General features: G+C 71.8%; 25 protein-coding genes. 14 read left to right on the forward strand and 11 right to left on the reverse strand.

Features of this window, described 5'->3' with window-relative positions; genetic code table 11:
• Window positions 1-77: 77 nt before the first annotated feature.
• Window positions 78-968 (reverse strand): lipase family alpha/beta hydrolase, encoded by an 891-nt coding sequence (locus tag OG496_RS34465; protein ID WP_405973677.1) that lies wholly within the window; start codon window positions 966-968, stop codon window positions 78-80.
• A 475-nt stretch (window positions 969-1,443) separates the two neighbouring features.
• Here OG496_RS34465 and OG496_RS34470 point away from each other — a divergent pair, with 475 nt between their 5' ends.
• Window positions 1,444-1,860 carry a cobalamin B12-binding domain-containing protein gene (locus OG496_RS34470; RefSeq protein ID WP_033280095.1) on the forward strand — a complete coding sequence of 139 codons (417 nt, stop codon included), beginning with the start codon at window positions 1,444-1,446 and terminating at the stop codon, window positions 1,858-1,860.
• 234 nt (window positions 1,861-2,094) lie between these two features.
• Here OG496_RS34470 and OG496_RS34475 read toward each other — a convergent pair whose 3' ends face one another.
• Together OG496_RS34475 and OG496_RS34480 are read right to left on the reverse strand one after the other, a co-directional pair.
• A complete protein-coding gene (locus tag OG496_RS34475; RefSeq protein WP_405973678.1) occupies window positions 2,095-3,711 on the reverse strand; it encodes a DUF5691 domain-containing protein in 1,617 nt (538 codons plus the stop codon).
• A 58-nt stretch (window positions 3,712-3,769) separates the two neighbouring features.
• On the reverse strand, window positions 3,770-5,116 hold the full coding sequence (locus OG496_RS34480) for an SWIM zinc finger family protein (protein ID WP_405973679.1): 1,347 nt from the start codon (window positions 5,114-5,116) through the stop codon (window positions 3,770-3,772).
• Window positions 5,117-5,525: 409 nt separating this feature from the next.
• Between OG496_RS34480 and OG496_RS34485 the strand changes: the two genes are divergently transcribed.
• The 7 genes from OG496_RS34485 (at window position 5,526) to sucD (ending at window position 14,120) form a co-directional block, all read left to right on the forward strand.
• Window positions 5,526-6,656, forward strand: a complete 1,131-nt coding sequence (locus OG496_RS34485) for an AAA family ATPase (protein ID WP_405862938.1) — start codon at window positions 5,526-5,528, stop codon at window positions 6,654-6,656.
• Between the two features lie 99 nt (window positions 6,657-6,755).
• A complete protein-coding gene (locus OG496_RS34490) occupies window positions 6,756-9,170 on the forward strand; it encodes a DUF5682 family protein (RefSeq protein WP_405973680.1) in 2,415 nt (804 codons plus the stop codon).
• A 142-nt stretch (window positions 9,171-9,312) separates the two neighbouring features.
• On the forward strand, window positions 9,313-10,503 hold the full coding sequence (locus OG496_RS34495) for a vWA domain-containing protein (RefSeq protein WP_405973681.1): 1,191 nt from the start codon (window positions 9,313-9,315) through the stop codon (window positions 10,501-10,503).
• 65 nt (window positions 10,504-10,568) lie between these two features.
• Complete coding sequence (locus OG496_RS34500; protein WP_405973682.1) at window positions 10,569-11,399, forward strand: hypothetical protein; 831 nt, start codon at window positions 10,569-10,571, stop codon at window positions 11,397-11,399.
• A gap of 80 nt (window positions 11,400-11,479) precedes the next feature.
• Complete coding sequence (locus OG496_RS34505) at window positions 11,480-11,674, forward strand: hypothetical protein (RefSeq protein WP_366489267.1); 195 nt, start codon at window positions 11,480-11,482, stop codon at window positions 11,672-11,674.
• 360 nt (window positions 11,675-12,034) lie between these two features.
• Complete coding sequence (gene sucC / locus OG496_RS34510) at window positions 12,035-13,213, forward strand: ADP-forming succinate--CoA ligase subunit beta (protein ID WP_405973683.1); 1,179 nt, start codon at window positions 12,035-12,037, stop codon at window positions 13,211-13,213.
• Between the two features lie 22 nt (window positions 13,214-13,235).
• Complete coding sequence (gene sucD, locus OG496_RS34515) at window positions 13,236-14,120, forward strand: succinate--CoA ligase subunit alpha (protein ID WP_355923795.1); 885 nt, start codon at window positions 13,236-13,238, stop codon at window positions 14,118-14,120.
• Between the two features lie 61 nt (window positions 14,121-14,181).
• On the opposite strand, the gene OG496_RS34520 is transcribed toward sucD, so the two are convergent.
• A complete protein-coding gene (locus OG496_RS34520) occupies window positions 14,182-15,345 on the reverse strand; it encodes a sigma factor-like helix-turn-helix DNA-binding protein (RefSeq protein WP_405973684.1) in 1,164 nt (387 codons plus the stop codon).
• A gap of 96 nt (window positions 15,346-15,441) precedes the next feature.
• Between OG496_RS34520 and OG496_RS34525 the strand changes: the two genes are divergently transcribed.
• Window positions 15,442-17,304 carry a DUF6350 family protein gene (locus OG496_RS34525; protein ID WP_405973685.1) on the forward strand — a complete coding sequence of 621 codons (1,863 nt, stop codon included), beginning with the start codon at window positions 15,442-15,444 and terminating at the stop codon, window positions 17,302-17,304.
• A gap of 13 nt (window positions 17,305-17,317) precedes the next feature.
• On the opposite strand, the gene OG496_RS34530 is transcribed toward OG496_RS34525, so the two are convergent.
• Window positions 17,318-18,082 (reverse strand): hypothetical protein, encoded by a 765-nt coding sequence (locus tag OG496_RS34530; protein ID WP_405973686.1) that lies wholly within the window; start codon window positions 18,080-18,082, stop codon window positions 17,318-17,320.
• Window positions 18,083-18,384: 302 nt separating this feature from the next.
• Between OG496_RS34530 and purN the strand changes: the two genes are divergently transcribed.
• Both purN and purH read left to right on the forward strand, forming a co-directional pair.
• Window positions 18,385-19,014, forward strand: a complete 630-nt coding sequence (purN, locus tag OG496_RS34535) for a phosphoribosylglycinamide formyltransferase (RefSeq protein ID WP_405973687.1) — start codon at window positions 18,385-18,387, stop codon at window positions 19,012-19,014.
• Entirely contained in the window at window positions 19,011-20,585 is a 1,575-nt protein-coding gene (purH, locus tag OG496_RS34540) for a bifunctional phosphoribosylaminoimidazolecarboxamide formyltransferase/IMP cyclohydrolase (protein ID WP_405973688.1), read from the forward strand. Before purN ends, purH begins: the two co-directional genes overlap by 4 nt.
• A gap of 78 nt (window positions 20,586-20,663) precedes the next feature.
• Here purH and OG496_RS34545 read toward each other — a convergent pair whose 3' ends face one another.
• The 6 genes from OG496_RS34545 to OG496_RS34570 form a co-directional block, all read right to left on the reverse strand.
• The gene (locus tag OG496_RS34545) at window positions 20,664-21,134 is read right to left on the reverse strand and encodes a hypothetical protein (RefSeq protein ID WP_405973689.1); all 471 of its coding nucleotides are present in this window, start codon (window positions 21,132-21,134) and stop codon (window positions 20,664-20,666) included.
• Window positions 21,135-21,199: 65 nt separating this feature from the next.
• Entirely contained in the window at window positions 21,200-22,141 is a 942-nt protein-coding gene (locus OG496_RS34550; protein WP_405973690.1) for a hypothetical protein, read from the reverse strand.
• Window positions 22,142-22,234: 93 nt separating this feature from the next.
• Window positions 22,235-23,794, reverse strand: coding sequence for a protein kinase domain-containing protein (locus tag OG496_RS34555; RefSeq protein WP_405973691.1), 1,560 nt, complete (start codon window positions 23,792-23,794; stop codon window positions 22,235-22,237).
• Window positions 23,791-24,549 (reverse strand): FHA domain-containing protein, encoded by a 759-nt coding sequence (locus OG496_RS34560; RefSeq protein ID WP_405973692.1) that lies wholly within the window; start codon window positions 24,547-24,549, stop codon window positions 23,791-23,793. The genes OG496_RS34555 and OG496_RS34560 overlap by 4 nt, the downstream gene beginning before the upstream one ends.
• Before the next feature lie 97 nt (window positions 24,550-24,646).
• Complete coding sequence (locus OG496_RS34565) at window positions 24,647-25,078, reverse strand: ATP-binding protein (RefSeq protein WP_405973693.1); 432 nt, start codon at window positions 25,076-25,078, stop codon at window positions 24,647-24,649.
• Window positions 25,075-25,284: a hypothetical protein gene (locus tag OG496_RS34570; RefSeq protein ID WP_405973694.1), complete on the reverse strand. Its 210-nt coding sequence runs from the start codon at window positions 25,282-25,284 to the stop codon at window positions 25,075-25,077. The genes OG496_RS34565 and OG496_RS34570 overlap by 4 nt, the downstream gene beginning before the upstream one ends.
• A gap of 109 nt (window positions 25,285-25,393) precedes the next feature.
• Between OG496_RS34570 and OG496_RS34575 the strand changes: the two genes are divergently transcribed.
• The 3 genes from OG496_RS34575 to OG496_RS34585 are packed head-to-tail and all read left to right on the forward strand — an operon-like array spanning window position 25,394 to window position 26,643.
• A complete protein-coding gene (locus OG496_RS34575) occupies window positions 25,394-26,245 on the forward strand; it encodes a Scr1 family TA system antitoxin-like transcriptional regulator (protein WP_405973695.1) in 852 nt (283 codons plus the stop codon).
• Entirely contained in the window at window positions 26,226-26,420 is a 195-nt protein-coding gene (locus tag OG496_RS34580) for a DUF397 domain-containing protein (protein ID WP_405973696.1), read from the forward strand. Before OG496_RS34575 ends, OG496_RS34580 begins: the two co-directional genes overlap by 20 nt.
• A 25-nt stretch (window positions 26,421-26,445) precedes the next feature.
• Window positions 26,446-26,643 carry a DUF397 domain-containing protein gene (locus OG496_RS34585; RefSeq protein ID WP_405973697.1) on the forward strand — a complete coding sequence of 66 codons (198 nt, stop codon included), beginning with the start codon at window positions 26,446-26,448 and terminating at the stop codon, window positions 26,641-26,643.
• The last annotated feature ends 52 nt before the right edge of the window (window positions 26,644-26,695 follow it).

Below are 26,695 nucleotides of genomic sequence, written 5' to 3' on the forward strand. Positions count from 1 at the left end.
CGGCGGGCACGGGTTTGGCCGTGGGTTCGAATAGCGTTCGATCTTCGCGAGGCTGTGTGCCGGCTGTCGATGCCCGGTCAGGCCACTGTCAGGCCGCCGGTGTGGGTGCCCGCGCGGGTGCCGGTGCGGGTCGCGGCCGGGGTTTCCGGCAGTGGGGTGTCGAGGGCCTGGCGGATGCCTGTCGCGATGGCCGGGTGGATCGGCAGGGCGAGGTGGCCGATGCCGCTGACCTGGACGTTCTGGGCGATCAGGTCGGGATGGTCGATGCAGGCCGTCTCCAGCGGTTCCATCAGGTGGTCCAGATCGCTCCAGAAACTGACGAAGTGCGTACGGCAGCCGGGCGCGGGCCGGGTCAGCTCCTCGATCACCGGCGAGCCGGGCCGCATCTGCCGGACGATCGGGTGGGCGTTGGCCAGCGGGACGACGGCCGTGCCGGAGTGCGGGGTGCCGAGCGTCACCAGCGTGCGGACCCGCAGGTCGCCGCCGAGCCGCTGCACGTAGTACCGCGCGATCAGCCCGCCGAGGCTGTGCCCGACGATGTCGACCTCCCGGCTGCCCGTTCGCTCGCAGATCTCCTCGATGTGCCGGCCGAGCAGCTCCGCGGCGGTGCGGATGTCGCAGGTCAGCGGCGAGTAGTTGAGGGACTCGACCTGGCGGCGGCCGTGCTGGGCCAGGGAACGGCGCAGCAGCACGAAGACCGAGCGGTTGTCGATGAACCCGTGCAGCAGCACCACCGGAGGCTTCGCCTCGGTCGGCAACTGCGTCGCGTCCTCCGGTGCGGGCGGCTCGGGCAGGGGTTCCCGGCGTTCCTGGGTGATTCCGGAGGGATAGAGGAGAAGGTGGCCCGCGAGGATCACGATCTCCAGGGCGGTCGCTTTCAGGAGGGTCGTCGAGAGGCCCGCCAGCCTGCTGGGCAGGAGGCGCTGACAGAGGGGGAGAAAGGGCAGTGCAGCCCTGGTGACCTTCATGGCCGACCTCCTGTCGGCACACGGACGACAGCTCCGTCCCCCGTGTGCCCTCGTGGGAGGCCACGGCGAGGGTCACCGACGGTGCCCGAGGGGTATGCGCTGGGTGAGTGCGGTGCACGGCGTGACCGACGCCGTCGACGTACCAAGGAGCCCTGTCGGTCTGGCGACGAGGCTTCCCGCTGTCGTGCCGTACCTGCCCTGCGTGCCCTTCGTGCCTGCGCCGATGCGCCGTACCACCGCGCCGCGCGGCCTGCGGCGCGGTGGTACGGCGACCTCGTTGCGGCTCCCGGTGCGCTTGTTCCCGCTGGAACGCTGCGCGGTGAACGTGTCCCATCGTGTGATTTCCCCCTCGGTATCCGCCGCGAAACTGCCGGTTGCGGGATGCTGGAGATAACGTTCGTTCACTTCCCGCACTGAAGCGGGTACCGCGGTACCCGTGGGTAGGGATGAACGCAGTCGCTTCATGGAGGCAGTGATGGGTGTGGCAGCCGGTCCGATCCGCGTGGTGGTGGCCAAGCCGGGGCTCGACGGCCACGATCGCGGGGCCAAGGTGATCGCGCGGGCGCTGCGCGACGCCGGTATGGAGGTCATCTACACCGGCCTCCACCAGACCCCCGAGCAGATCGTCGACACCGCGATCCAGGAGGACGCCGACGCCATCGGCCTCTCCATCCTCTCCGGCGCCCACAACACCCTCTTCGCCGCGGTCATCGACCTCCTCAAGCAGCGCGAGGCCGAGGACATCCTCGTCTTCGGCGGCGGCATCATCCCCGAGGCGGACATCGCCCCCCTCAAGGAGAAGGGCGTCGCGGAGATCTTCACACCCGGGGCGACCACCCAGGCGATCGTGGACTGGGTGCGGGAGAACGTGCGGCAGCCGGCGGGGGCGTAGGGCCTGCGGCGAGCACGGATTCACTTTGTGGCGCCGGTGACTTTTCAGCCTGGTCTTCGGCGAGCGGGGCTTCGCTTCTCGACGCCGGTCACCTTCAGCCCGTCCGGGTTCGCTTTTCAGCGCAGGCCAGCATTTTCAGCCCGTCCGGCGTTTGAGGACGAGGCCGTTCAGGCCGAAGGGGGGTTTGGGGGCGCAGCCCCCAAGCTTCTACGGCGCCTCCAACTCCCGCAGCTTCTACGGCGCCCCCAGCTCCTCCGCCATCGCCGCGCGCAACCGCAACGTCGTGACCAGCCGCTGAAACGCCTCCGCCCAATAACCCCCCGCTCCCGGCGCCGCGTCCTCCGACTCGTCCGGCACCGCGAGCAACCCGTCCAGCCGACTCGCCTCGCCCGGATCGAGACACCGCTCGGCCAGCCCCATCACCCCACTGAAGCTCCATGGATAACTCCCCGCGTCCCGCGCGATGTTGAGCGCGTCCACGACAGCCCGCCCCAGCGGCGCAGCCCACGGCACCGCGCACACCCCGAGCAGCTGAAACGCCTCGGACAGCCCCTGCGCCGCGATGAACCCGGCGACCCAGTCGGCCCGTTCGCCCCCGCCCAGCGTGCTCAGCAGCTTGGCGCGCTCGGCCAGGGACACCGCCCCCGGCCCGCCCGCCTCCGGTGCCGACGGCGTCCCCAGCAGCGCCCGGGACCACTCGGCGTTCCGCTGCCGTACGGCCGCCCGGCACCACGCGGCGTGCAACTCGCTCCGCCAGTCGTCCGCCACCGGAAGCGCCACGATCTCCGCGGGTGTCCGTCCGCCGAGCCGCCGCTCCCAGGTAGCGAGCGGAGTCGCCTCCACCAACTGGCCGAGCCACCACGAGCGTTCACCCCGTCCCGCCGGAGCCTTGGCCACCACACCGTCCCGCTCCATGCCCGAGTCGCACTCGTGCGGTGCCTCGACCACCAGGCCCGGTTGCTCGCGCGTGCGGTCGACGGCTACGCAGGCCGATGCCCGGACCGCCATCCGCGCGGCGAGCGCCGAGTCGGGGAGTGCCGACAGCAACTCCGCAGCCGTGGCACGGACGTTGCGGCTCCGGTCGGCCAATGCCTGCTCCAGGAACGGCTCGTCCTCGGCGGAGAGCCGCATCCGCAGCGAGTCGAGGAACATCAGCCGGTCCTCCGCGCGCTCCGTCCCCCAGGTCGTGACGAGCAACTCGCGTGCGGCTGAAGGCTGGTGCGCCCGTATCGCCGCGAGCAGGGCGACCCGCTCGGCGAACAATCCCTCCTGCCACAGCAGTTGAACCTGCTCCGGGTCGTCGAGAGCCGGCAGGGCCGTGCCGCCGCCCGGTGTCGCGCGCAGGGCGAACCGCCAGTCCGGGTTCAGCCGGGCCAGCCACAACGCGCGCGGGCCCGCGAACTCCAGCGCAGCCGGCCGCAGGTCCGTACGCCCCCGGGCCGCGTCCAGCAGTGCGGGCAACGCCTGGACGGGCGCGGCGAAACCGCGCGCGTTGGCCGCCGTCAGCCACTGGGGCAGCAACTCCATGAGATCCGGTGAGGTGCCCCTACGGCCTCCACCGCCCGTACCGGGACGGTCGGTCAGCAGCATCGCCAGCCTGCGGGCCGCCGCGGTGGGCAGCGCCGGACGCGCGTCGGGCGCGGCGGGCTCCGGACGCTGTGCCGCCGGCGCCGGACACAGCCCCGCCCTCCGCCGTACGGTCTCCACGGCCGCCGCGTCCAGCAGGGCCACGGGTGCGTCCTGGCCCGGCGCGCACCCCGGAGGCGTACGGCGGTCCGTGCCGAGCAGCGCGGTGGTGACGAGCTCTTCCCAGTCGGCCGCCGGGGGCGCCGGTGCGGGGGTGGTGTTCATGCGGTGCCTTTCCGTCGGGAGGCTTGGAGTGGCCTGGAGTGATGGCGTACGGGTGGGCTCAGCACAGCGACACCGGCTCTCCCGCCCCCTCCGGCCAGGCCGTCAGCGGGGTGAAGCCCCGGTGGCCCAGTTCGCCGAAGACCTTGACCGGGGCGCCGCCGGAGAGCGCGACGAGTCGCCACAGGCCGGGGCGGGAACGGGCGGTGGACGGGAGCGGGAGCGCCAAGTCCGCGTCGGCGTCCGCCAGTTGCCAGGAGTCGCCGTCCGGGGTGGTGACGACCCGGTCCAGTGTCACTGGGACCGCATCCAGCCAGGGGTCGTGCCGTAGGGCTTCTCCGTAGTGGACGGCGGCCTGAGCCGTCGTCACCCCCAGCGGTCGAGCCGTCGTAGGCGAGGGTGCCGTGAACTGCTCACCCAGGGCAGCCCGGAGCTGCCCGGCACCCGGGAACGCGGACACCTCCGCGTCCAGGGCGAGCCCCATGGGCAGCGCCAACTCGGGGGCGCGGCCACCGGCGCCGTAGGAGAGGAGGAGGGACGTGCGGCCCGAGTCCGTGCCGTGCAGCCAGATTCTTCGGGTCGTCAGTTTCGGGTCCGTCGTGTCGTACTGGGCGAGGACCAGCCAGTGGTCGCGGAGCGGTGGGCCGTCCGGTGAGGCGGGCAGGCCGATGCGGGAACGGACCGTCGCCGCCAGGTCGTCGGGCAGGTGCTCGCGGCGCAGCCAGGCCTGGTCGAGGAGGTGGAGCAGGGCGCTCTCCTCCAGCAGGCGGATCGGCCAGCCGGGCCCGGACGACGGGATCGCCCCCAACTCCCTTGCGCGCGCGGCCAGTCCGGGGGCCTGGGCGTCGACCATGCGGGCCGCGGTCTCCTCCCACAGCCCGTATCCCGCCTGCTCCGCCGAGGCCAGGCCGGTGCGCAGCAGGTCCGTCAGCCGCTGCTCCAACTCGCCCGCGCCCGCGGTGATCCGCTCGGCCCTGCGCTCCGCCCGGCGCCGTGCAGCCTCCGGATCAGCGGCGGCCGGGGACGCCCCCGCCGCCCGCTTCTCCTCCGTCCGCTTCCGCCGCCCCGCCAGCCACTCCCCGGCCCAGTCCGGCGCCTGCCCCGACGGCACCGCCCTGTCCTCGCCCGCCCACAACAGCAGCAGCCCCAGCGCGTGCTTGCACGGGAACTTGCGGCTCGGACAACTGCACTTGTACGCCGGCCCCGCGGTGTCCGCGATGTCGACGACCGTCTGATACGGCTTGCTGCCACTGCCCTTGCACAGCCCCCACACCGTCCCCTCGTCAGAACTGCCCGCCTCGGACCACGGCCCCGCCGCCCCGAGCTTGCTTCCCGCTTTGCGTGACGCTGCGTCAGGCGCCAGTGCCAGCACCTGATCAGCCGTCCAGCGCACCCCCTGCTGAGTCATGTCATCGAAGGTAGATCCCAGCACTGACAATCGGCCCGCGAGCGGTTGGCGGGCGGGGTGGGGGGTGCTGGTGGGTGGGGGGCTCGGGGCAGGTCGGTGGGTGCGCCCGCGGGCGGATCGGGGTGGTCCTGCGGCGGGTTGAGGGCGGGCGGGAATCGATGGCGCGGCCGGGCGCAGGCGGGCTGCGGGCGGTCCCGCGCTCGGTTTCATGCTCGGCTCCGCGCTCGATCCCGCCCTCGGCTTCATGCTCGGCCCTGCGACGGCTCCGCGATCAGGTCGGAGGTGAGGTCGGAGGTGAGGTTCGCGATCGGTTCGCCAGCGCGTTTCCGCAGGTCAGATCGCGTTGTCAGTGGGGTCGTGCAAGGTGGACACCAGATCCGAACCGGCCGAGCTGGAGGGGGCCTCAGCCATGACTGTGTCCGTAGAAACCACGCCTGGGCAAGCGCACGAGAAGCCGTCGGACGAGGTGTTGCGGCCGCATGCCGAGGACGCCTTCGCCGACGAACTCGCCGCGCTGGCCGCGCAGGACGACCGGCCGCGTCCGGTCCGCTGGAAGATGTCGCCGTGGGCGGTCGCCACCTATCTGCTCGGCGGCACGCTGCCGGACGGCACGGTGATCACACCGAAGTACGTCGGCCCGCGCCGCATCGTCGAGGTCGCCGTCACCACCCTCGCCACCGACCGCGCCCTGCTCCTGCTCGGCGTGCCCGGCACCGCCAAGACCTGGGTGTCCGAACACCTCGCGGCGGCGGTCAGCGGCGACTCGACCCTGATCGTGCAGGGCACCGCCGGCACTCCGGAGGAGGCGATCCGTTACGGCTGGAACTACGCGCAGCTGCTCGCCAACGGCCCGAGCCGCGACGCCCTCGTGCCCAGCCCCGTCATGCGGGCCATGGCCGAGGGGATGACGGCGCGCGTCGAGGAGTTGACCCGTATCCCGGCCGACGTACAGGACTCGCTCATCACGATCCTGTCGGAAAAGACGCTGCCGATACCGGAGTTGGGGCAGGAGGTGCAGGCCGTCCGCGGCTTCAACCTGATCGCCACGGCCAACGACCGCGACCGCGGGGTCAACGACCTCTCCAGCGCCCTGCGCCGCCGTTTCAACACGGTGGTGCTGCCGCTGCCGGAGAGCGCCGACGCCGAGGTCGAGATCGTCGCCCGCCGCGTCGACCAGATCGGCCGCTCCCTCGACCTGCCCGCCGTGCCCGAGGGCGTCGACGAGATCCGCCGTGTGGTGACCGTCTTCCGCGAACTGCGCGACGGGATCACCGCGGACGGGCGGACGAAGCTCAAGTCGCCCAGCGGCACGCTGTCGACGGCCGAGGCGATCTCCGTCGTCACCAACGGGCTCGCCCTGGCAGCCCACTTCGGCGACGGACTGCTGCGGCCGAGCGATGTCGCCGCGGGCATCCTCGGCGCCGTGGTCCGCGATCCGGCGGCCGACCGGGTCATCTGGCAGGAGTACCTGGAAGCGGTCGTCCGTGAGCGCGACGGCTGGAAGGACTTCTACCGCGCCTGCCGTGAGGTGAGCGCGTGAGCGACTTCAGGGGGCCGGCCGACGACGACTCCAGTTGGAGCTGCTGGAGCCGGAGTTGGAGCGGGAGTGGGAGTGGGATCCGGAGGGGAGGGGGACGAAGTGGCGGGAACTGAGGGGGGCGGGGGCCGGGGCGCCGGGCCGCTGTTGCTCGGGGTGCGGCATCACGGGCCCGGTTCGGCGCGGGCCGTGCGGGCGGCGTTGGACGCGGCCCGACCGCGGGTCGTACTGATCGAAGGACCGCCCGAGGCCGACGTGTTGATCCCGCTGGCCGCCGACGAGGACATGCGGCCGCCGGTCGCGCTGCTCGCCCACGCCGTGGACGAGCCGGGCCGCTCGGCCTTCTGGCCGCTGGCCGAGTTCTCCCCGGAGTGGGTCGCGATCCGCTGGGCCCTGGAGCACGAGGTCCCGGCCCGCTTCATCGACCTCCCGGCCACGCACACGCTGGCGTGGGGGAAGGACGACGCCGAGGGCGAGTTGACGGGGGAGGAGCAGCCACCGGACCCGACTGACGAGACCCCGACCGCCGAGACCTCGACCGCCGGGACCCCGTCCAGCGAGTCCCCTTCCGCCCCCGAGCCCGCCGGTACGGACATCCGCGTCGATCCCCTCGCCGTGCTCGCCGAGGCCGCCGGATACGACGATCCCGAGCGCTGGTGGGAGGACGTCGTCGAGCACCGGGGTGTGGGGGAGCGGGACGCGTTCGCGCCGTTCGCCGCGCTGGAGGAGGCGATGGGGGCGCTGCGCGAGACGTACGGGGTCGGCGGGCACGACCGGGATCTCGTGCGGGAGGCGTACATGCGACTCCAAGTGCGGGCGGCGCAGCGGGAGTTCGAGGACGACGTGGCCGTGGTGTGCGGGGCCTGGCATGTGCCCGCGCTGCGGCAGAAGACGGCCGTCGCCGCGGACCGCGCCCTGCTGAAGGGGCTGCCCAAGGTCAAGGCCGATCTGACCTGGGTGCCGTGGACGCACCGCCGGCTGTCGCGGGCCAGCGGGTACGGCGCGGGTATCGACTCGCCGGGCTGGTACGGCCATCTGTTCGGCGCCCCGGACCGGCCGGTCGAGCGGTGGATGACCAAGGTCGCGGGACTGTTCCGGGAGGAGGATCGGATCGTCTCCCCGGCCCATGTCATCGAGGCCGTACGGCTGGCGGAGACCCTCGCGGTGATGCGCGGCCGACCGTTGCCGGGGCTCGGTGAGACCACCGACGCGGTGCGCGCGGTGATGTGCGAGGGCTCGGACGTCCCGCTGGCGCTGGTGCGCGACCGGCTCGTGGTCGGGGATGTGCTGGGCGAGGTGCCGCCGGGTGCGCCCGCCGTGCCGTTGCAGCGCGACCTCGACCGGTTGCAGCGCAGGCTGCGGATCAAGCCGGAGGCGCTGGAGCGGGAGTTGGAGCTCGACCTGCGCAAGGAGACCGACGCCGGGCGCAGCAGGCTTCTGCACCGGCTGCGGCTGCTGCGCATCGAGTGGGGCGAGCCGGCCGCGTCGCGGGGGAGCACGGGGACGTTCCGGGAGACCTGGCGGCTGCGCTGGGAGCCGGAGTTGGCGGTGCGGGTCGCGGAGGCGGGGGTGTGGGGGACCACCGTGCTGGCGGCGACGACCGCGAAGGCGGAGGCGGACGCGATCGGGGCGCAGAGTCTCGCCGACGTCACCGCACTCGCCGAGCACTGCCTGCTGGCCGAACTGCCGGACGCGCTCCCGGTGGTGATGAAGGTCCTCGCCGACCGCGCGGCCCTCGACACCGACGTCGGCCATCTCGCCCAGGCACTCCCCGCCCTGGTCCGTTCGCTGCGCTACGGCGACGTACGCGGCACCGACACCGGCGCGCTGACGGAGGTCGCGGCCGGCCTCGCCGAGCGCGTCTTCGTCGGCCTGCCCCCGGCCTGCGCGGCCCTGGACACGGATGCCGCGGAGGAGATGCGGCGGCATGTGGACGCGGTGCACGGGGCGGTGGCTCTGCTGGGTGATGCCTCCGGACCCGGGCACGGTGACCTGCGGGACCGTTGGCGCGCGGTGCTGCGGACGCTCTCCGCGCGGGACACCGTTCCCGGTGTCATCCGGGGGCGAGCCGTACGACTCCTGCTGGACGAAGGGGAGTTGGGGCCGGACGAGGCGGCCCGGCTGATGGGGCTCGTGCTCTCGCCGGGGACGCCGCCGGCGGACGCGGCCGCGTGGATCGAGGGGTTCGTCGGCGGTGGGGGCGGGCTGCTCCTCGTACACGACGAGCGCTTGCTCGCGCTGGTGGACGCGTGGCTGACCGGGGTGCCGGCGGAGGCGTTCACGGACGTACTGCCTTTGCTGAGGCGAACGTTCTCGTCATACGAGCCCGGAGTGCGGCGGACACTCGGGGAGTTGGTGCGGCGCGGGCCGGGGAAGCAGGTGGGTACGGCGGCGACGGCGGCCGGGATACCCGGGTTCGGGGCGGAGCTGGACGCCGGGCGCGCGGACGCGGTCGTGCCGGTGCTGCGGCTGCTGTTGGGGCTGGACGACAACGAGCTTGTGGGGGTGGCGGGATGACGAGCGGCAACGGCAGGCAGGGCAAGGGAAGGCCGGGGGAGAGGGTTCAGCCGGCGCGTGCCGGTGGGGGCGTGGACCGCCCGGCGACGGCCGTGCGGGTCGTACCGCTGTGGGAAGGGCTGCGTACGGCGGGGGTGCGCGGATGACGGCCGAGGCGGTCGCGGTCGGCGGGGTCGCGGATCCCGGGGACCCCGGCCAGGAGCGGTTGCGGCGGTGGCGGCTGGTGCTCGGGGGTGACGCGGCGGACGGCACCGGGTGCGAGTTGTCCGGGCAGGACGCCGCGATGGACGGGGCGCTGGCCGCGCTGTACGGCAGGGGGGACAAGGGGCGGGCGGCGAAGGACCGTTCGGCGGGGCTCGGGGCGTCGGCGCCGTCCGTCGCGCGCTGGCTCGGGGACATCCGGACGTACTTCCCGTCCTCCGTCGTCCAGGTCATGCAGCGCGACGCCATCGACCGGCTCGGGCTCTCCGCGCTGCTTCTCGAACCGGAGATGCTGGAGGCGGTCGAGGCCGACGTACATCTCGTCGGCACGCTGCTCTCCCTCAACAAGGCGATGCCGGAGACCACGAAGGAGACGGCACGGGCGGTCGTCCGCAAGGTCGTGCAGGACCTGGAGAAGCGGCTCGCCAGCCGCACCCGGGCCACCCTCACCGGCGCGCTCGACCGCAGCGCCCGTATCAACAGGCCGCGCCACCACGACATCGACTGGAACCGCACGATCGCGGCCAACCTCAAGCACTACCTGCCCGAGTACCGCACGATCGTGCCGGAGCGGCTGATCGGGTACGGGCGCGCGTCCCAGTCCGTGAAGAAGGAGGTCATCCTCTGCATCGACCAGTCCGGGTCGATGGCGGCGTCCGTCGTCTACGCCTCCGTGTTCGGGGCGGTGCTGGCGTCCATGCGGTCGATCAACACCCGGCTCGTCGTCTTCGACACGGCGGTCGTCGACCTCACCGACCAGCTCGACGACCCGGTGGACGTGCTCTTCGGGACCCAGCTCGGCGGCGGTACGGACATCAACAGGGCGCTCGCGTACTGCCAGTCGCAGATCACCCGGCCCGCGGAGACGGTGGTCGTGCTGATCAGCGACCTCTACGAAGGGGGCATCCGGAACGAGATGCTGAAGCGGGTCGCGGCGATGAAGGCGTCGGGGGTGCAGTTCGTGACCCTGCTCGCGCTGTCCGACGAGGGCACGCCCGCCTACGACCGTGAACACGCCTCCGCGCTGGCCGCGTTGGGCGCGCCGGCCTTCGCCTGTACGCCCGACCTGTTCCCGGAGGTGATGGCGGCGGCGATCGAGAAACGGCCGTTGCCGATACCGGACACCGCGTGACGAACTGGCTTGGGAGACAGGGGGGTTGCGCGCTCTAGGACGGACCGTGCAAGGATCGTCGCCTCATGAACTGGCCCGCCGCACTGCCCGGTGCCGCCCTGCGCGTGATGCGTACGGCGGTTGGGCGGCGTGTGCGTCAACGGGCGCTTCAAGTCGCCCTGCTGTTAGGCGGGTTGTTCGTGCTCGGCGTTGTCTTCGGGGGACATGCGCAGGCGGCGGAGGGCGGTTCGGTCCCGGCGAAGCCGGTGCGTCTGGGCAAGCCCGGGATTCCGGTGGTGACTTCGCTGGTGAAGTCGGTTCCGGTTCTGGTTCCGGAGACCATGGCTCAGGTCGTACAGCCGGTCGCCGAGGTCGTGAAGACGGTGACCGAGGTGTTGGCCACGGCGCAGGTGCCGCCGCTTTCGTCGCTGCCGACCCTGCCCTCGTTGCCCTCGTTGCCCGCCGAGCCGACTCTTCCGGTGCAGACGCTTCCGGCACAGTCAACACCGGTGCAGGTCCCCGCCACCCCACAGCCCTCGCATGGCGGCGGAAGCAAGACGGGCGGGGCCGCTGCTCACGTGCACGCCTCGGAACCCGCGGCGGTTTCCACCCGCGTGGCCGTAAGCGCCACGTACGGGCCGAACGTCGGCGCCGTAGGCCGTGCAGCCGTCGTACGTCACGCCCCGTCCCTCTCCGCGGGACGCACCCCCACTCAGCACCAGGCACCCACCGATGACCCCGACGGCGCGCAGCGCAATCAGCCGGGGGTGGACAACGGCGGCTCGCGGCACTGTGACGCGTGTGCCGTGACCTTGGGCTTCCGCGTGCTCGTGCGGATCGTGCCCGGTGTCGCCACGCGTGCGGACGTGGGCGAGACGCGGGACAGGTACCGGGACGTTCCCGTCTTCCCGGGCTAGGCAGGGTCTTTCCGGCAGTTGAGCTGCCCGGAACGTCGCCATGTCTCCAGCCCCGGAATCCCTGAGGAACCGACGCACGCATGAGCACGAACATCGACACCACCCCTGCCGAACTCCGACGACGCCTCGTCGACTCCCACGTCTCCGTCCCGAGGGAGTCCAGGGTCAGGGCCGCCGCGGCCATCCAGGGTGCTCAGGCCGCACGCGATGTCCGCACCCGGATCACCGCCCCCGGTCCCGCCGCGCAGCCGCGCCGCGCCCGGCACTGGGAGTGACCGACTCCGTGAGGCAGTGACCCCGGACGGCCGAATGCCGTCGGTCCGTCCGGAGTGCGTCTCGCGGTATGGGGCCTCGCCGGGCCAACCCCAACCCGGTGAGGCCCCGCCCGAACGACCTGCCCGAACGTCCCGCCCGCGGCACTCCGTGTCACAGAATCCGGCATCATGTGACAGGTATCACCGCTCAGGTGTGACCCTCGATTTAGGGGCCCCCTGCAAGCAGCGATAACCTGCGAGACGGACATGCCGCGCGCTCGGTCACCGTGTGCGCCTCCCTTGTGACAGCGGACGTCACGTTGCCCTTCGCGGCACGCCCACGCATCCAACGAACCGCGATATCACTGAGGACGGAAGCGCGTGGACCTGTTCGAGTATCAGGCGAGGGACCTCTTCGCCAAGCACGATGTACCGGTGCTGGCCGGTGAAGTCATCGACACGCCTGAGGCGGCCCGCGCAGCCACCGAGCGGCTCGGTGGCAAGTCCGTCGTCAAGGCCCAGGTGAAGGTCGGCGGCCGTGGCAAGGCCGGTGGCGTGAAGCTCGCCGCCACCCCGGACGAGGCCGTCGCGCGTGCGACGGACATCCTCGGCATGGACATCAAGGGCCACACGGTCCACAAGGTGATGATCGCCGAGACCGCGCCCGAGATCGTCGAGGAGTACTACGTCTCGTACCTCCTCGACCGCACCAACCGCACCTTCCTCGCCATGGCGTCCGTCCAGGGCGGCGTGGAGATCGAGGTCGTCGCGGAGGAGAACCCCGAGGCCCTCGCGAAGGTCCCGGTCGACGCCAACGAAGGTGTCTCGATCGAGAAGGCCCGTGAGATCGTCGCCCAGGCGAAGTTCCCGGCCGACGTCGCCGAGCAGGTCGCCGAGATCCTGGTGACCCTGTGGGACACCTTCATCAAGGAGGACGCTCTCCTCGTCGAGGTCAACCCCCTCGCCAAGGTCGCCTCCGGCAAGGTCATCGCCCTCGACGGCAAGGTCTCCCTCGACGAGAACGCCGAGTTCCGCCAGCCGGACCACGCGGCGCTTGAGGACAAGGACTCGGCGAACCCCCTTGAGGCGGCCGCCAAGGAGAAGAACCTCAACTACGTCAAGCTCGACGGCGAGGTCGGCATCATCGGCAACGGCGCGGGTCTCGTCATGAGCACCCTCGACGTCGTCGCGTACGCCGGTGAGAACCACGGTGGCGTGAAGCCGGCCAACTTCCTCGACATCGGCGGCGGCGCGTCCGCGGCCGTGATGGCGAACGGCCTGGAGATCATCCTCGGCGACCCGGACGTCAAGTCCGTGTTCGTCAACGTCTTCGGCGGCATCACCGCGTGCGACGAGGTCGCCAACGGCATCGTGCAGGCGCTGCAGCTGCTCGCGGACAAGGGCGAGGACGTCACCAAGCCCCTCGTCGTCCGTCTCGACGGCAACAACGCCGAGCTGGGTCGCAAGATCCTCTCCGACGCCAACCACCCGCTGGTCCAGCGCGTGGACACCATGGACGGCGCGGCCGACAAGGCCGCCGAGCTCGCGGCTGCGAAGTAAGGGAAGAGGGACAGACACAGCCATGGCTATCTTCCTCACCAAGGACAGCAAGGTCATCGTCCAGGGCATGACCGGCTCCACGGGCATGAAGCACACCAAGCTCATGCTGGCCGACGGCACGAACATCGTCGGTGGCGTCAACCCGCGCAAGGCGGGCACCACGGTCGACGTCGACGGCACCGAGATCCCGGTCTTCGGCACGGTCGCCGAGGCGATCGAGAAGACGGGCGCGAACGTGTCCGTCCTCTTCGTGCCGCCGGCCTTCTCCAAGGCCGCCGTCGTCGAGGCCATCGACGCCGAGATCCCGCTCGCGGTCGTCATCACCGAGGGCATCGCCGTCCACGACTCGGCCGCGTTCTACGCGTACGCCGTGGCCAAGGGCAACAAGACCCGGATCATCGGCCCGAACTGCCCCGGTCTCATCACCCCGGGCCAGTCGAACGCCGGCATCATCCCGGGCGACATCACGAAGCCGGGCCGGATCGGCCTGGTCTCGAAGTCCGGCACGCTGACGTACCAGATGATGTACGAGCTGCGTGACATCGGCTTCTCGTCCGCCGTCGGCATCGGTGGCGACCCGGTCATCGGTACGACGCACATCGACGCGCTCGCCGCGTTCGAGGCCGACCCCGACACCGACCTGATCGTGATGATCGGTGAGATCGGTGGCGACGCGGAGGAGCGGGCCGCGGACTTCATCGCGAAGAACGTGACGAAGCCGGTCGTCGGTTACGTCGCGGGCTTCACCGCGCCCGAGGGCAAGACCATGGGCCACGCCGGTGCCATCGTCTCCGGTTCCTCCGGCACGGCCGCCGCGAAGAAGGAGGCCCTTGAGGCCGCCGGCGTCAAGGTCGGCAAGACCCCGACCGAGACGGCGAAGCTCGCCCGCGAGATCCTGGCCGGCTGAGTTACCTCGCTTCACGTCGATGGGCCCGTTCCCCTGGGTGGGGGCGGGCCCATCGGCGCGTTTACCGACTCAGCGGTGCCAGCCTCTCCGGACCGCTCGTCATCCCGCTCCGCAGACGGTCCCGAAGAGAAACCTCCTCCTCCGACAACGCACCCTGCACGACCCGCGCCGGCACCCCCTCCACCCGTTCCCCCAACGGCACCGGCGGCTCGTAATGCGTGGGCGCGACCCGCACGGTGAACGTCGTCGCCCCGATGATCGCCACCGTGAAGGCAATCGCGGCCCGGGTCCAGAACACGGTCCGCCGTTCGCCGACGAACCGCACCGTCGGCGGCTTGGCCGCGTGCAGCCGCCCGGTGGAGGCGAGTTCGGTCATCCGCCGGTGCAGTTCGGTCGGGTCGGACAGGTCGGGCAACTGCGCGGCGATGGCCTCGCGCGCGTGCAGCAGCCGGTTGGCGGCCGCCGGCGTACTCGCCTCCGTCTCCGCCGCGGTCTCCGCGAGCCCGAGCCCCACCCCGTCGTAGAGGAGAAGCGTGCGGCGGTACGACGGCGGGAGCTTGAGGAGGGCGGTCAGGAGGGCGCGGTCGGAGGCGTCCGGGGGCGGGGGTTCCGGGTGGCGGTATCTGGGGCGGAACCGGTGCCAGGGGGAGAGGGCGTGCTCGTACGCGACCGAGCGCACCCAGCCGGCCGGGTCGCGGTCGACCGCCACCTCGGGCCAGCGCTGCCAGGCGACCTGGAAGGCCCGCTCGACGGACTCGCGCGCCAACTCGCGCCGCCCGGTGAGCAGATAGGCCTGCCGTACGAGGGCGGGTGCGCAGAACGCGTAGAGCGCGTCGAAGGCCTGAGCGGGCGTCAGGGGTGCGCGGGACGGTTCCTCGATCGGTACGGGGACGGGAGCGGGGACGAGGACGGGTTCGAGCACGGCGGTGTCGTCCACCACCTCGACCTCGACCACCTCAACCGCCTTGACCTCGACCACCTCGACCGCCGGAGGCTTCCGCTGAGGCTCCGTCACGGTCTCTTCTTCACCCAGGCTGGTGAGCAATTTCGCGTACGCCTCCCGTTTCCGGCCACGTGGTGTCGTACGGCCGGTCTCCCACGAGCGCACCGTCTCGCGGCTGACGCCCACCCGCTCGGCGACCTGAGCCTGCGTCAGCGAGCCCGCCTCGCGCAGGCGTCGGCGTTCCTTGGGTGGAGGGAGCGGGGTTGCAGGGCTCTGCGTCACCGGACGCCCCTTCGTACGAAAAAGTACATAAACGTATATTGAGCGACACTTCCGAGGTTCGCCTGTTACGACGAGAAAGCGCGTGTCGTTGGGAGCATGGCGGGCGTGATGCCGATGACCCACCGCCGAGCGCTGTTGTCGCCCCTGCTCACCCGGATGCGCGACCGATCCCCCGGACTGGCCGCCAGCCTCTTGGGTGGCGCGGTCGCGGCGGGGCTCGGGCTCGGTTCGTTCGCGGTGCTCGTGATGGTGCTGTGGATCAGCTCGCCGTACCCCGACAGCGGACCCGGCGGCGCCCTGCACATGGCCGCCGCCCTGTGGCTCCTCGCGCACGGCGTCGAACTGGTCCGCGCCGACACGCTCTCCGGAGTCCCCGCCCCCGTGGGCGTCACCCCGCTCCTCCTCCTCGCCCTGCCGCTGTGGCTGCTGCACCGGGCCGCCCGGCACGCGGTGCTGGGAGGGGAGACCGGTGAGGACGACGCCGAGGCCCCGCCCCTGATCGCCGCCCGCACCGCCTGGACCGGCGTCGCCCTCGGCTACCTCGCCGTGGGCACCGCCGCCGCCCTCTACGCGTCCGGCGGTGAGTTCTCCCCCTCCTGGAGCTGGACGGCGGTCTGCCTGCCGCTGCTCGCCGCGGGCGCGGCCGGCTCCGGTGTGTGGACGGCGTACGGGCGCCCGCGCGAACCCGTGCTGAGCGTGCTGATCCACCTGCCGGCCGGGTTGCGGCGGCTCGTCCTCGGCCCGGAGGCCCGTGAGTCGAGGGCTCGTATCGGCACCGCGGTACGTGCCGCCGGTCTCGGCACGGCGGTCCTCGTCGGGGGCGGCGCGCTGCTGCTCGGCACGTCCCTGATCTGGCACGGCGGCGCCGCCCGGACGTCCTTCCTCCAGCTGACGGAGGGGTTGTCGGGCCGGTTCGCCGTCCTGCTGCTCTGCGTCGCGCTGATCCCGAACGCGGCCGTGTGGTCCGCGTCCTACGGCCTCGGCCCCGGCTTCGCCCTCGGCGTCCACCACGCGGTCGCCCCCCTCTCCTCGGCCCCGGCCCCCCTCCTCCCGCCGTTCCCGCTCCTCGCGGCGGTCCCGGACGCGGGCACCGGAACCCCGCTGAACTGGCTCGCGGCGCTGGTGCCGGTGGCCGCCGGGGTGACCGTGGGGTGGTTCGTGGCGCGGGTCGCGGTAGGTGGCGGCGCGGGTCAACGGGGCGACAGCGCGGGCGAGTTGACGGAGGAGCAGAAGCGCAAGGCGGCCGGTGCAGGGCTCCGCCAACAGCCGCCGCACGCCCTCTCCGCGCATGGCCCCTCCGCACGCACCCCCTCAGCACAGGCTCCTTGGGCGCAAGGCCGCACCACCGCCACCGCCCTGCTCGCCGCTGCCCTGTGTGCCGTAGCGCTGGGTCTGCTCGCCGAGTTGTCCGGGGGGCCGCTCGGGAGTGCCGCGCTCGCGCGGTTCGGGCCGGTGTGGTGGGAGACCGGGGGTGCGGCGCTGGCGTGGATCGCTGGGGTGGCCGTGCCTACGGCGCTCGGGCTGCGGGCGTGGCGGCTGCGGGAACGCCGGGTGCCTACGCCGACGATCGGGAAGTCGACGATCGGGAAGCCGCGGGAGGCCGAGGCCCGGACGGTGCCTCACACTGCGGCGGAACGCTGGTTCCGGCGGCCGTACGCGGTCGGCCGGAGTTGGTTCGCGCGCGAGCCGAAGAAGGCGGAGCAGCCGGTCCCGGTACCCGTGCCGGCGCAGGCTCCCGTCGATCAGCCGTACATCGCCTACGACCACGACCCCACGTTCGACCCCTACGACTTCCTGCCCGTCGACGTACCGTCGGAGCCGGCGCCCACCCCCTGGTACGACGACGCCTCCCGCGAGGCCCGCTGGGCGGCCTTGAGGGAGGCGTCCACGCCACCTGAGCCCGAGCCGTCGGAACATGCGGACGAGCCGGGACCGCCCGATATGAAGGGGCCGAACTGACCGGTGCCGTCTGTCAGTTGGCGGTCCCCAGGAACCCCCGCAGCTCCTTCGGCAGCAACTGGTTGCAGGACTGCTTTGCCTCGTTCGTGAGGGCGTCGTTGGCGCAGGTGTAGTAGTCCTTGTAGGCGAGCTGCGCGACGAACATCGCGGCGACCAGGGCGATCGCCAGGGACGCGGTGACCAGGCCGCTGATCGCCGCCGTCGTCTGCGGGCGGGCCTGCGTCTCGGGCACCGCCGGGGTGTCCGGGTCGGCGGTGGGGGACTTGGCGCGCAGGGCGCTGCCGCCCCAGTAGAGGGCCAGCGAGCCGAGCAGCAGGGCCACGTACGGCCAGCTGAAGAGGGCGAAGAAGAAGGCCCACATGCCGCTCAGCAGGGCGTAACGGGCGCGGCGCTGGGCCGGGTCCGTCGGGTCCCAGCGCATGCCGCCATGGCCGGGGCCGCCGTTGCCCGGGCCCTCGGGTCCGCCCTGTCCGGTGGGTCCGCCGGGCCGGTCGCCGAAGTTGCCCGAGGAACGCCCAGGCTGCCGGTCGCTCCACTGACTGCCCCATGGCGAGTGACCGCCGTCACCCTGCGGGGCGTCGCCATCCTCGCCACCCTCTGGGCGTCGCGGCTGCCAGGGCCGGTCCGGGGTGCCCTCGGGCGGCGGTGCGAAGGGATTGTCGTCCTGCCCAGCACCGCTCTTCCCGTCCGAGGGCGCGTCGGGCGGCGACGAGGGCCGCTCCCGGAGCAGCACCGACTGCGGCGGGAACGTGAGAAGTCGCAGACTGCGGTCCGGCATCAAATGAGCGTCTTCCCCTTGTGGATGTGCTTGGTGGATACGTCTCTCCGACACGAGCCGGCAGTACGTGAACGCCTCGCACGACAACGGCGTTCCCGGACCCGCTCTCCCCAGACGCTACCTTCCGGCCACGCCCCCGTCCCGTGGGGGCTGTCCGGTGTGCCGGTATCGTTGCTGACGGTCGGCCGCTTCGTAGACTTCCCCGTATCCCGGGGCGCGAAGCATTCGTATGAACGCACGAGACGTACGGATGCGCGAGCCGGCCGTACAAGACGACGCTCCCCCCGAGAAAGGGCCCCGCCGTGGCCGCCAAGCCCGTGGCCAAGCGCCTCGTCGTGCTGGTCTCCGGATCCGGTACGAATCTGCAGGCGCTCCTCGACGCCGTCGAGACCGCCGGCACCGAGGCGTACGGAGCCGAGATCGTGGCCGTGGGCGCGGACCGCGAGGGCATCGAGGGCCTCTCCCGTGCCGAGCGCGCCGGACTGCCCACCTACGTGTGCAAGGTGAGGGACTTCGGGACCCGCGAGGAGTGGGACACGGCCCTCGCCGAGGCCACCGGCGCGTACGAGCCGGACCTGATCGTGTCGGCGGGGTTCATGAAGATCGTGGGCAAGGAGTTCCTGGCCCGTTTCGGCGGCCGGGTCGTGAACACGCACCCCGCCCTGCTGCCCAGTTTTCCGGGAGCCCACGGCGTACGGGACGCGCTCGCGTACGGCGCCCGGGTCACCGGCTGCACCGTCCACTTCGTCGACGACGGCGTCGACACCGGGCCGATCATCGCTCAGGGCGTGGTCGAGATCCGGGACGAGGACGACGAGAGCGCTCTGCACGAGCGCATCAAGGAAGTCGAGCGCACGCTGCTCGTCGATGTCGTGGGGCGGCTCGCCCGCAACGGCTATCGCATTGAGGGACGAAAGGTAGTTATCCAGTGACCGCCGAGAACATCGAGAGCGGCAAGCGGGCCATCCGTCGCGCGCTCGTCAGCGTCTACGACAAGACCGGTCTGGAAGAGCTGGCCCGCGGCCTGCACGAGGCGGGCGTGGAGCTCGTCTCCACGGGCTCCACCGCCGCCCGTATCGCCGCCGCCGGTGTCCCCGTCACCAAGGTCGAGGAGCTGACCGGCTTCCCCGAGTGCCTGGACGGCCGGGTCAAGACCCTGCACCCCAAGGTGCACGCCGGCATCCTCGCCGACCTGCGCCTGGAGAGCCACCGTCAGCAGCTCGACGAGCTGGGCGTGGCCCCCTTCGACCTCGTGGTCGTCAACCTGTACCCGTTCCGGGAGACGGTCGCCTCGGGCGCGTCCGCCGACGAGTGCGTCGAGCAGATCGACATCGGCGGCCCGTCGATGGTCCGCGCCGCCGCCAAGAACCACCCGTCGGTCGCGGTCGTCACCAGCCCCGCGCGCTACGCCGACGTCCTGAACGCCGTACAGAACGGCGGTTTCGACCTCTCCACCCGCAAGCGGCTCGCCGCCGAGGCCTTCCAGCACACGGCGTCGTACGACGTGGCGGTGGCGAGCTGGTTCGCGAGCGAGTACGCGCCCGTGGACGAGTCGCGGTTCCCCGACTTCCTGGGCGCCACCTGGGAGCGCGAGAACACCCTGCGCTACGGCGAGAACCCGCACCAGCCCGCCGCGCTCTACGTCGACGGCAGCGGCGGTGGCCTGGCTCAGGCCGAGCAGCTGCACGGCAAGGAGATGTCGTACAACAACTACACGGACACGGACGCCGCGCGCCGGGCCGCGTACGACTACGCCGAGCCCTGTGTCGCGATCATCAAGCACGCCAACCCGTGCGGTATCGCGATCGGTTCGGATGTCGCCGAGGCGCACCGCAAGGCACACGCGTGTGACCCGCTGTCGGCGTTCGGCGGGGTGATCGCGGTCAACCGCCCGGTGACGAAGGAGCTGGCCGAGCAGGTCGCGCCGATCTTCACCGAGGTCATCGTCGCCCCCGACTACGAGGAGGGCGCGCTGGAGATCCTCGCCAAACGGAAGAACCTCCGCGTGCTGAAGACCCCGGCCGGCCCGTCGAACGCGGTCGAGGTCAAGCCGATCGACGGGGGCGTGCTGCTCCAGGTGACGGACCGCCTCCAGGCGGACGGCGACGACCCGACGAACTGGACGCTGGCGACGGGCGAGGCACTCTCCGCCGCCGACCTCGCCGACCTCGCCTTCGCGTGGAAGGCCTGCCGCGCGGTGAAGTCCAACGCGATCCTGCTGGCCAAGGACGGTGCCTCGGTCGGCGTCGGCATGGGCCAGGTCAACCGCGTCGACTCCGCGAAGCTGGCCGTCGAGCGGGCGGGCGAGGAGCGGGCGCGGGGTTCGTTCGCGGCCTCGGACGCGTTCTTCCCGTTCCCGGACGGGCTTGAGGTCCTGACCGAGGCGGGCGTCAAGGCCGTTGTCCAGCCCGGCGGTTCGCTCCGGGACGAGCTGAGCATCGAGGCCGCGAAGAAGGCGGGCGTCACGATGTACTTCACGGGGACGCGGCACTTCTTCCACTGACGGGTCGCGCACGCGCCAGGAGTACGGGGCTCCCGCACAGGTCGACCTGTGCGGGAGCCCCGTCGGTCGTGCGGTGGATCAGGTGAGCCAGACCGAGCAGGAGCCGGACGTCACCCACTTGTGGGAGCGGATGTTGTTGTCCACGACGAAGCCGTTGCTGAAGTAGTTGTCGGTCAGGTTGTCCGCGAAGTACTCGTTCGGGGACAGGCAGGTGTAGCCGCCGCCGTAGCCGGCCAGGTACCAGAACTGGACGACGTCGTTGCCGCCGGTGTAACCGGCGTTCATGACGGACGACGCCCGGTCCCAGACACCGGCGAAGCCGCCGCCGGCCGCGTTCCAGTCGCTGTCGTTCCCGGCCGTCGACCCCAGGAGCGTGCCCTGGCAGTCCAGGCCGTCCCAGGCGTAGACGTTGCCGTTGCGGCCCGGCCACTTGTTGTTGCAGCCGGTCGCCTGGACGCCGGTGTCGGACGCCTGGGCGGCCGTGGCGGGCACGCCGAGCCCCAGGGCGGTCAGGCCGATGACGGCCGCCGCGATGGCGAGTTTGCGCATGGTGGATCCCCCTTGCTCTCGTGTGGGTGGTGCGGCTCTGCGCTTCTATGTCGTGCTGGTCCGCGTCAGGCGCGTTGCGGCACGATCAGCGCCGCCCGGTCGTACGCCTGACGCTCAAGGCGCCGGTAGGTGTCGAGCGCCTCGCCGTAGCGGCCGGGCAGCCGGTCGACGTAGTACGTCTCCCGGGCCGCGGCCACGGTCTTCAGGGAGGTCGCGCGGGCGCACGTGGCGTCGGCGGCCGCGGTCCTCCGTTCGGTCGCGAACGCCCTGTCCGCGCCGGCGGTGCCCAGGCGGGCGGTGTTCTCCCGCACCGCGTCCCGGGCCGCCTGCGGGTCGGGATAGGACAGCCCGGCCCGCTTCATGCACCGCGACCAGGCGCTCACGGCGGCGGTCAACTGCCGGTCGCGCAGCAGGTCCTGGTCGTACAGGGCGGGCAGGCCGGTCGCGGTCTTCGAGGCCTGGAACCAGTCGGCGGGGTCGCCGTAGAGGGCCTTCTCGGCCTGCTTCGTGCAGCCGCCGAGGCGGGTGCGGACCTCCTGGCCGCCGCCGGGGAGCCGGGCCGAGAGGACCTGGACGTCGCTGTCGCCGCCGTCGAGCTCCTTGTCGAAGGCGGCCCGGCGTGTGGCGGTCAGGCTCTGGCGGTAGGCCGCGATGGGGTTGTGCAGGCGCAGCCGGTCCTGCCGTGCCTCGATGCGACCGCCGTAGCCGTACTGGCGGGCCCATGCCACGTCGTCCTGTACGTACCGCACCGGCATGCTCTCGCGCAGGGTCAGCGTGCGGTCCTCCCAGTACGCGAACCCGTGGCTGTTCATGCACCGCCTGGTCAGGCGCTGTTGGGCGTCGCCGATCCGGAGCTCCTGCTGCCAGGTCAGCGGCTGCGGGCCACTCCGGCCGGCCGCCGTGCCGGCCGGCCCCGGGGTGTCGGAGTCCTGGCCCTGACCGCATCCGGTCACGACCGCCCCCGTCACCGCCAGGGCCGCACACAGCGAAGCGAACGCACGCTTCATGACACGCCCCCGTTTCCCCCTGCCACCCCGTCCAGGGCGGCACTCACACCGTGGGGCACGCGGGCCGCGCGGGGTACCTCGGAACTCTCAGGGTCACGTCCCGCCGGGAGGCGTGTACTCCTTGAGGTAGTGCGCGACACGGGCGGCGTAGGCACGGTTCTTCGGGGGAACGCCGCCCGTGTCGTTCACCTTCTTGTACGACGTCCGGTAGGCGGCGGCGATCAGCACGCGCCGGTCTCCGGGCAGCGAGCTCTTCAACCCGCTGTCGATGAAGCACAGGTAGCGGCCCATGGCCGGGATCGACTGGGCCGGGGTCAGGGGCGGGGCCGGGGTCGCCGAGGCCGGGGCGCCGTCGGCGCGGATCCACCAGCGCAGGACGGCCGGTGTCCAGCGGGCGATGCCGTACTCGCCACCGCCCGGCACGGACGGGTCCGAGAGGTCCGGGTCGAAGTTGCTCTCCGTCTTCAGCATCGCCGCGACGAGGGCCGGGGTGACCTCCGGCAGGGCGCACTGGTGGGCGGAGTCGACGATCAGCTTGCGGTACCGGACCGGGACGCCCTTGTCGGTGCGGAGTTCGGAGGCGCCGTACACGGCGGGCGAGCCCGTGGCGTCCGGGGTCGTGGTCGTGCCCGATCCCGCCCAGGTGCTGATGCCGTACCCGGCGGCGGCGACGGCCACCGTGGCGATCACCGAGCCGACGGTCACGGCGGTCCGGCGGCGCTGCGGCACCGGACCGCGCGGCGGCCGGGGCGAGGTGCCCGTGCCGGCCGCCGACTCGACGCGGCGCAGCAGAGCGGCCGTGGCGATGCGGTCGGCGTGGGTGCGGGTGAGGCAGTCGCGGACGATCTCCCGCCAGGCGTCCGGGAGTTCGGGGGAGAGACGTAACTCGTCGGTGCCGGCGGCGTAGGAGGCCGCCGCGTCCCGGCGGGCCGCCGGGGTGGTGCCGGGGAGGGGGAAGGAGTCGGCGAGGACCAGATGGGACAGGACACCGAAGGCCCAGACGTCCGCGGAGGGGCGGATACGGCGGCCGCGTTCGTCGATCTCCGACCAGAGGACTTCGGGGGGTGTGTAGTCCGGGGTGGAGAACGCCGGGGTGTACGCGTGCGTGCCCTCCAGTTGCGCCGCCATGTTGAAGTCCGCCAGCCGTGCCGAACCGTCCTTCATCAGCAGGACGTTGGCCGGTTTCAGGTCACCGTGCACCCAGCCGGCGCGGTGCAGCTGGGCCAGCCCCTCGCAGATCTGCGCGAGGAGGACGGGTCCGGCGGCGGGGCGCGGGGTGCCGGACAGCAGGGACGCCAGCGATCTCTCCGCCTTCTCCAGTACGAGCACGGTGGCGCCGTCCAGGGCGGGGCGGGACGGGTCGTCGACGGTAAGGGTGTCGTACATCCGGATCAGCCGGGGTCTCTTCAGGCGCCGGTGCAACTCGACCTCGCGCTCGACGAGTTCGCGCAGATGGGCGAGTTGGCGCGGGGTGCCCGTGCCGGTCGGCAGGAACTTCAGGGCGGCCGTGCGGGGGAGGTCCTCGCCGGGTACGTCGGCGGTGCGGCGGGCCTCGTAGACGCTGCCGAAAGCGCCCGTGGCGATCGGCGCCCGCACCTCCCACACGCCGACGCGGTAGCCCCGGGGGACGTCGACGGCGTACGGCTCGGTCACCGCGCCAACCGCCCGGACGGTGTGGCGGTGAGGACGAGCAGGTCGTCCTCCCGGACGAGGTCGAAGCGGAGGGCCAGCGACACCAGGGACTCCTTCTTGCCGTTGAGGCGCGGGCCCTGGTCCGCCTCGTCCGGGCCGGGCTTCAGGCGCAGCTTCACGGCCAGGTAGTCGATGTTCCACTGGACCGAAGTGCGGGACGCGGCGGGCCAGTTGGGGCGCAGCCGGTCGACGACCTGGTCGACCGTGGGCAGCGGGGCGTGCGGTTCGCCGCGCAGGCGGGGTTCGCACAGGGCGGCGAGGACCGCGAAGTAGCGCTTGGTGCGGTCGACGGAGAAGGCGGGCGCGGTGGTCCCGCCGACAGCGTTGTCGCCGCCGGTCTCCGCGTGCAGGTAGTCGTGGCGGGGCGCCCACACCTCGATGGGCAGCAGGTCACCGGCCGCGGGCAGCACGATCCGCGAGAACTCGAAAGGCACCGGGGCGTCCAGCCGCCCCGGCCCGACCTTGATGTGCTCGCCCGCCCCCTCCGGGTTCTCCACGACGTACGTCTGCTCCCGGCTGAGGTTGCTGAGCGTCCAGAACGCGCCCTGGGCGCCGATCTCACCCGCCCGGCGCGAGACGCCCTCGTGCGCGATCGGCAGGTCGGCGCCGCACCCGGCGCGTCCGAAGGTGAGCCGCTCGCCGGGGGCGAGCCGGTGCTGGGTGCGGTTTCGCTCGTCCTCCGAAGTGGGCGGAGGTACCACGACGATGCTGTACAAGGTGCGTCTCCCCGTGCCCGACAGCTACCCGTGTCAGGGTAGGGCGACGTACCGGGCCGGTGTCCCCCTTCTGCGGGCGCGACCCGGGCCCTGGCGCTTATTGGCGCGAACTGTTCAGTGGGGCGGGGTGTGAGCGGGGGCCGGAGCCGGGAGTGAAGTCGGCCTCGGGCGGGGGCAGTTCACACCACACGGTCTTGCCCTCCGGCCCCTGTTCCACGCCCCACCGCGTCGCGAGCGCGTCGAGCAGCACGAGCCCGCGGCCGTTCTCGTCGTCGGGCCCGGCCGCGCGTACGACGAGCCAGGCGTACGGTTCCGGGTCGGTGACGGCGACACGGGTACGGCCGTCGGTGTGGGTCACTCTCAGGGTCACCGGGGTGCCCTCGCCCAGGTGCTTGATCACGTTGGTCAGTAACTCGCTGACACAGAGCTGGACTTCGGGACACGGGACGCCGAGGTGTTCGCGTACGGCACGGCGGGCCTCCGGCACCACCATGGGTACGGCGAGGAGTTCGAGGACGAGCGGAGTCACCGGCCGGCCGCCTTGCGGAGGGCGGCGGTGAGGGCCCGCGCGGTGTCGAGGTTGCAGTTCCCGAGTTCGACGAGCGGGGGGCCGTAGGTCTGGACGATGGAGGGGAGGTCGAGGCCGAGGGACGGAAGGGTGATCCCGTGTGCCTTCAACGCGGCCTGGAATTCGGCCACTTCGGCGGTGGCCTCGTGGGAGTAGGGGCTGGTCATTTCCGTACGCCTCTCTCTGTGACGAATCGCTCACACAGTGACGCGGAATCTCGTACCGTGACAGTGGTTTGGGTTGCACCCGGGAACTGGCAAAAGGCGGTGGTGAGTTGTGCCCCCACGCAAGGACACCGACGCGTCGGCGAATGTCCCTTCCTTCTACGGCGCGGAGTTGCGCTTCAAGAGGGAACAGGCGGGCCTGACGCTCGAACAGCTGGCGGAGGGAAGCTATCGGGGTATCCCGTTCCTGAGCCTGATCGAGCGCGGTGAGCGGCGAATGCCGTTGGATCTCGCCAAGCACGTGGACAAGCGGCTGGGTACGGACGGCTTTTTCGAGCGGCGTTGTGAAGACGCGAGGAAGGCGAAGCGGTCGGGGCATGCGGAGTACTTCGCGGATGTCGCGGAGTTGGAGACGTACGCGGACTCAATTGAGGACTGGGCCCCGATGCTCGTCCCCGGACTGCTGCAAACAGAGAGTTACGCCAGGGCAGTTGTCCGCACCTCGCTGCCTTGGCTGCCGCCGAAAACCGTAGAGAAGCAGGTCACGGCTCGCTTGGACCGCGCGAAGCTCTGGGAACGGGACGAGCGTCCGTCGTTCTGGGTCGTGCTCCACGAGTCGCTGATCCGCAAACCGCTGCTGCCGTCCGAGGAGATGGCGGTCCAACTGGAGCACATCGGGGAGGTGATCAACGGCAATCAGGGCGTTTTACAGATCCTGCCGGAAACGGCTGCGGCACACACGTTCATGATGGGCATGATCCGGACCATGACCTTCCCGGACGCGCCGCCCGTGGTGTACACAGAGGGCCTGCACAGCGGTCAACTGATCGACTATCCAGCCCTCGTGAAGGACTACCGCAGGTCGTACGATCTGCTCAGGGCCGCGGCGCTACCGCCAGACGCGTCCCTGACCATGATCGAGCAAGCGGCAGAGGACTACCGAAATGGCAAGCACCGAGCATGACTTGAGCTGGCGTAAGAGCACCTACAGCAACGGTTCTGGCGGCGAATGCCTCGAAGTCCGCGACGACCTCCCTGGTGTCGTCCCCGTCCGGGACTCCAAGGTCCTGGACGGGTCGGCCCTCCTCATCCCCGCCTCCGCGTGGGCGCCTTTCGTCGACTGGGCCGGTACTGCCTAGCCGTCTACCTGGGAGGATCACGGAAATGGCAAGCACAGGGCCTGACTTGAGCACTGCGGTGTGGCGAAAGAGCAGCTACAGCAACGGCTCTGACGGTGACTGTGTCGAGGTCCGTGACGACCTCCCCGGTGTCGTCCCCGTCCGGGACTCCAAGGTCCCCCATGGCCCCGCGCTCCTCCTCCCCGCCCCCGCCTGGACCCCCTTCGTCGACGCGCTCAAGTAGGCAAACGCCCCGGGGCCGGGTCACCACCTGGTGACCCGGCCCCGGGGGCGAA

This window comes from Streptomyces sp. NBC_00988 (assembly GCF_045162645.1).
GTDB lineage: Bacteria > Actinomycetota > Actinomycetes > Streptomycetales > Streptomycetaceae > Streptomyces.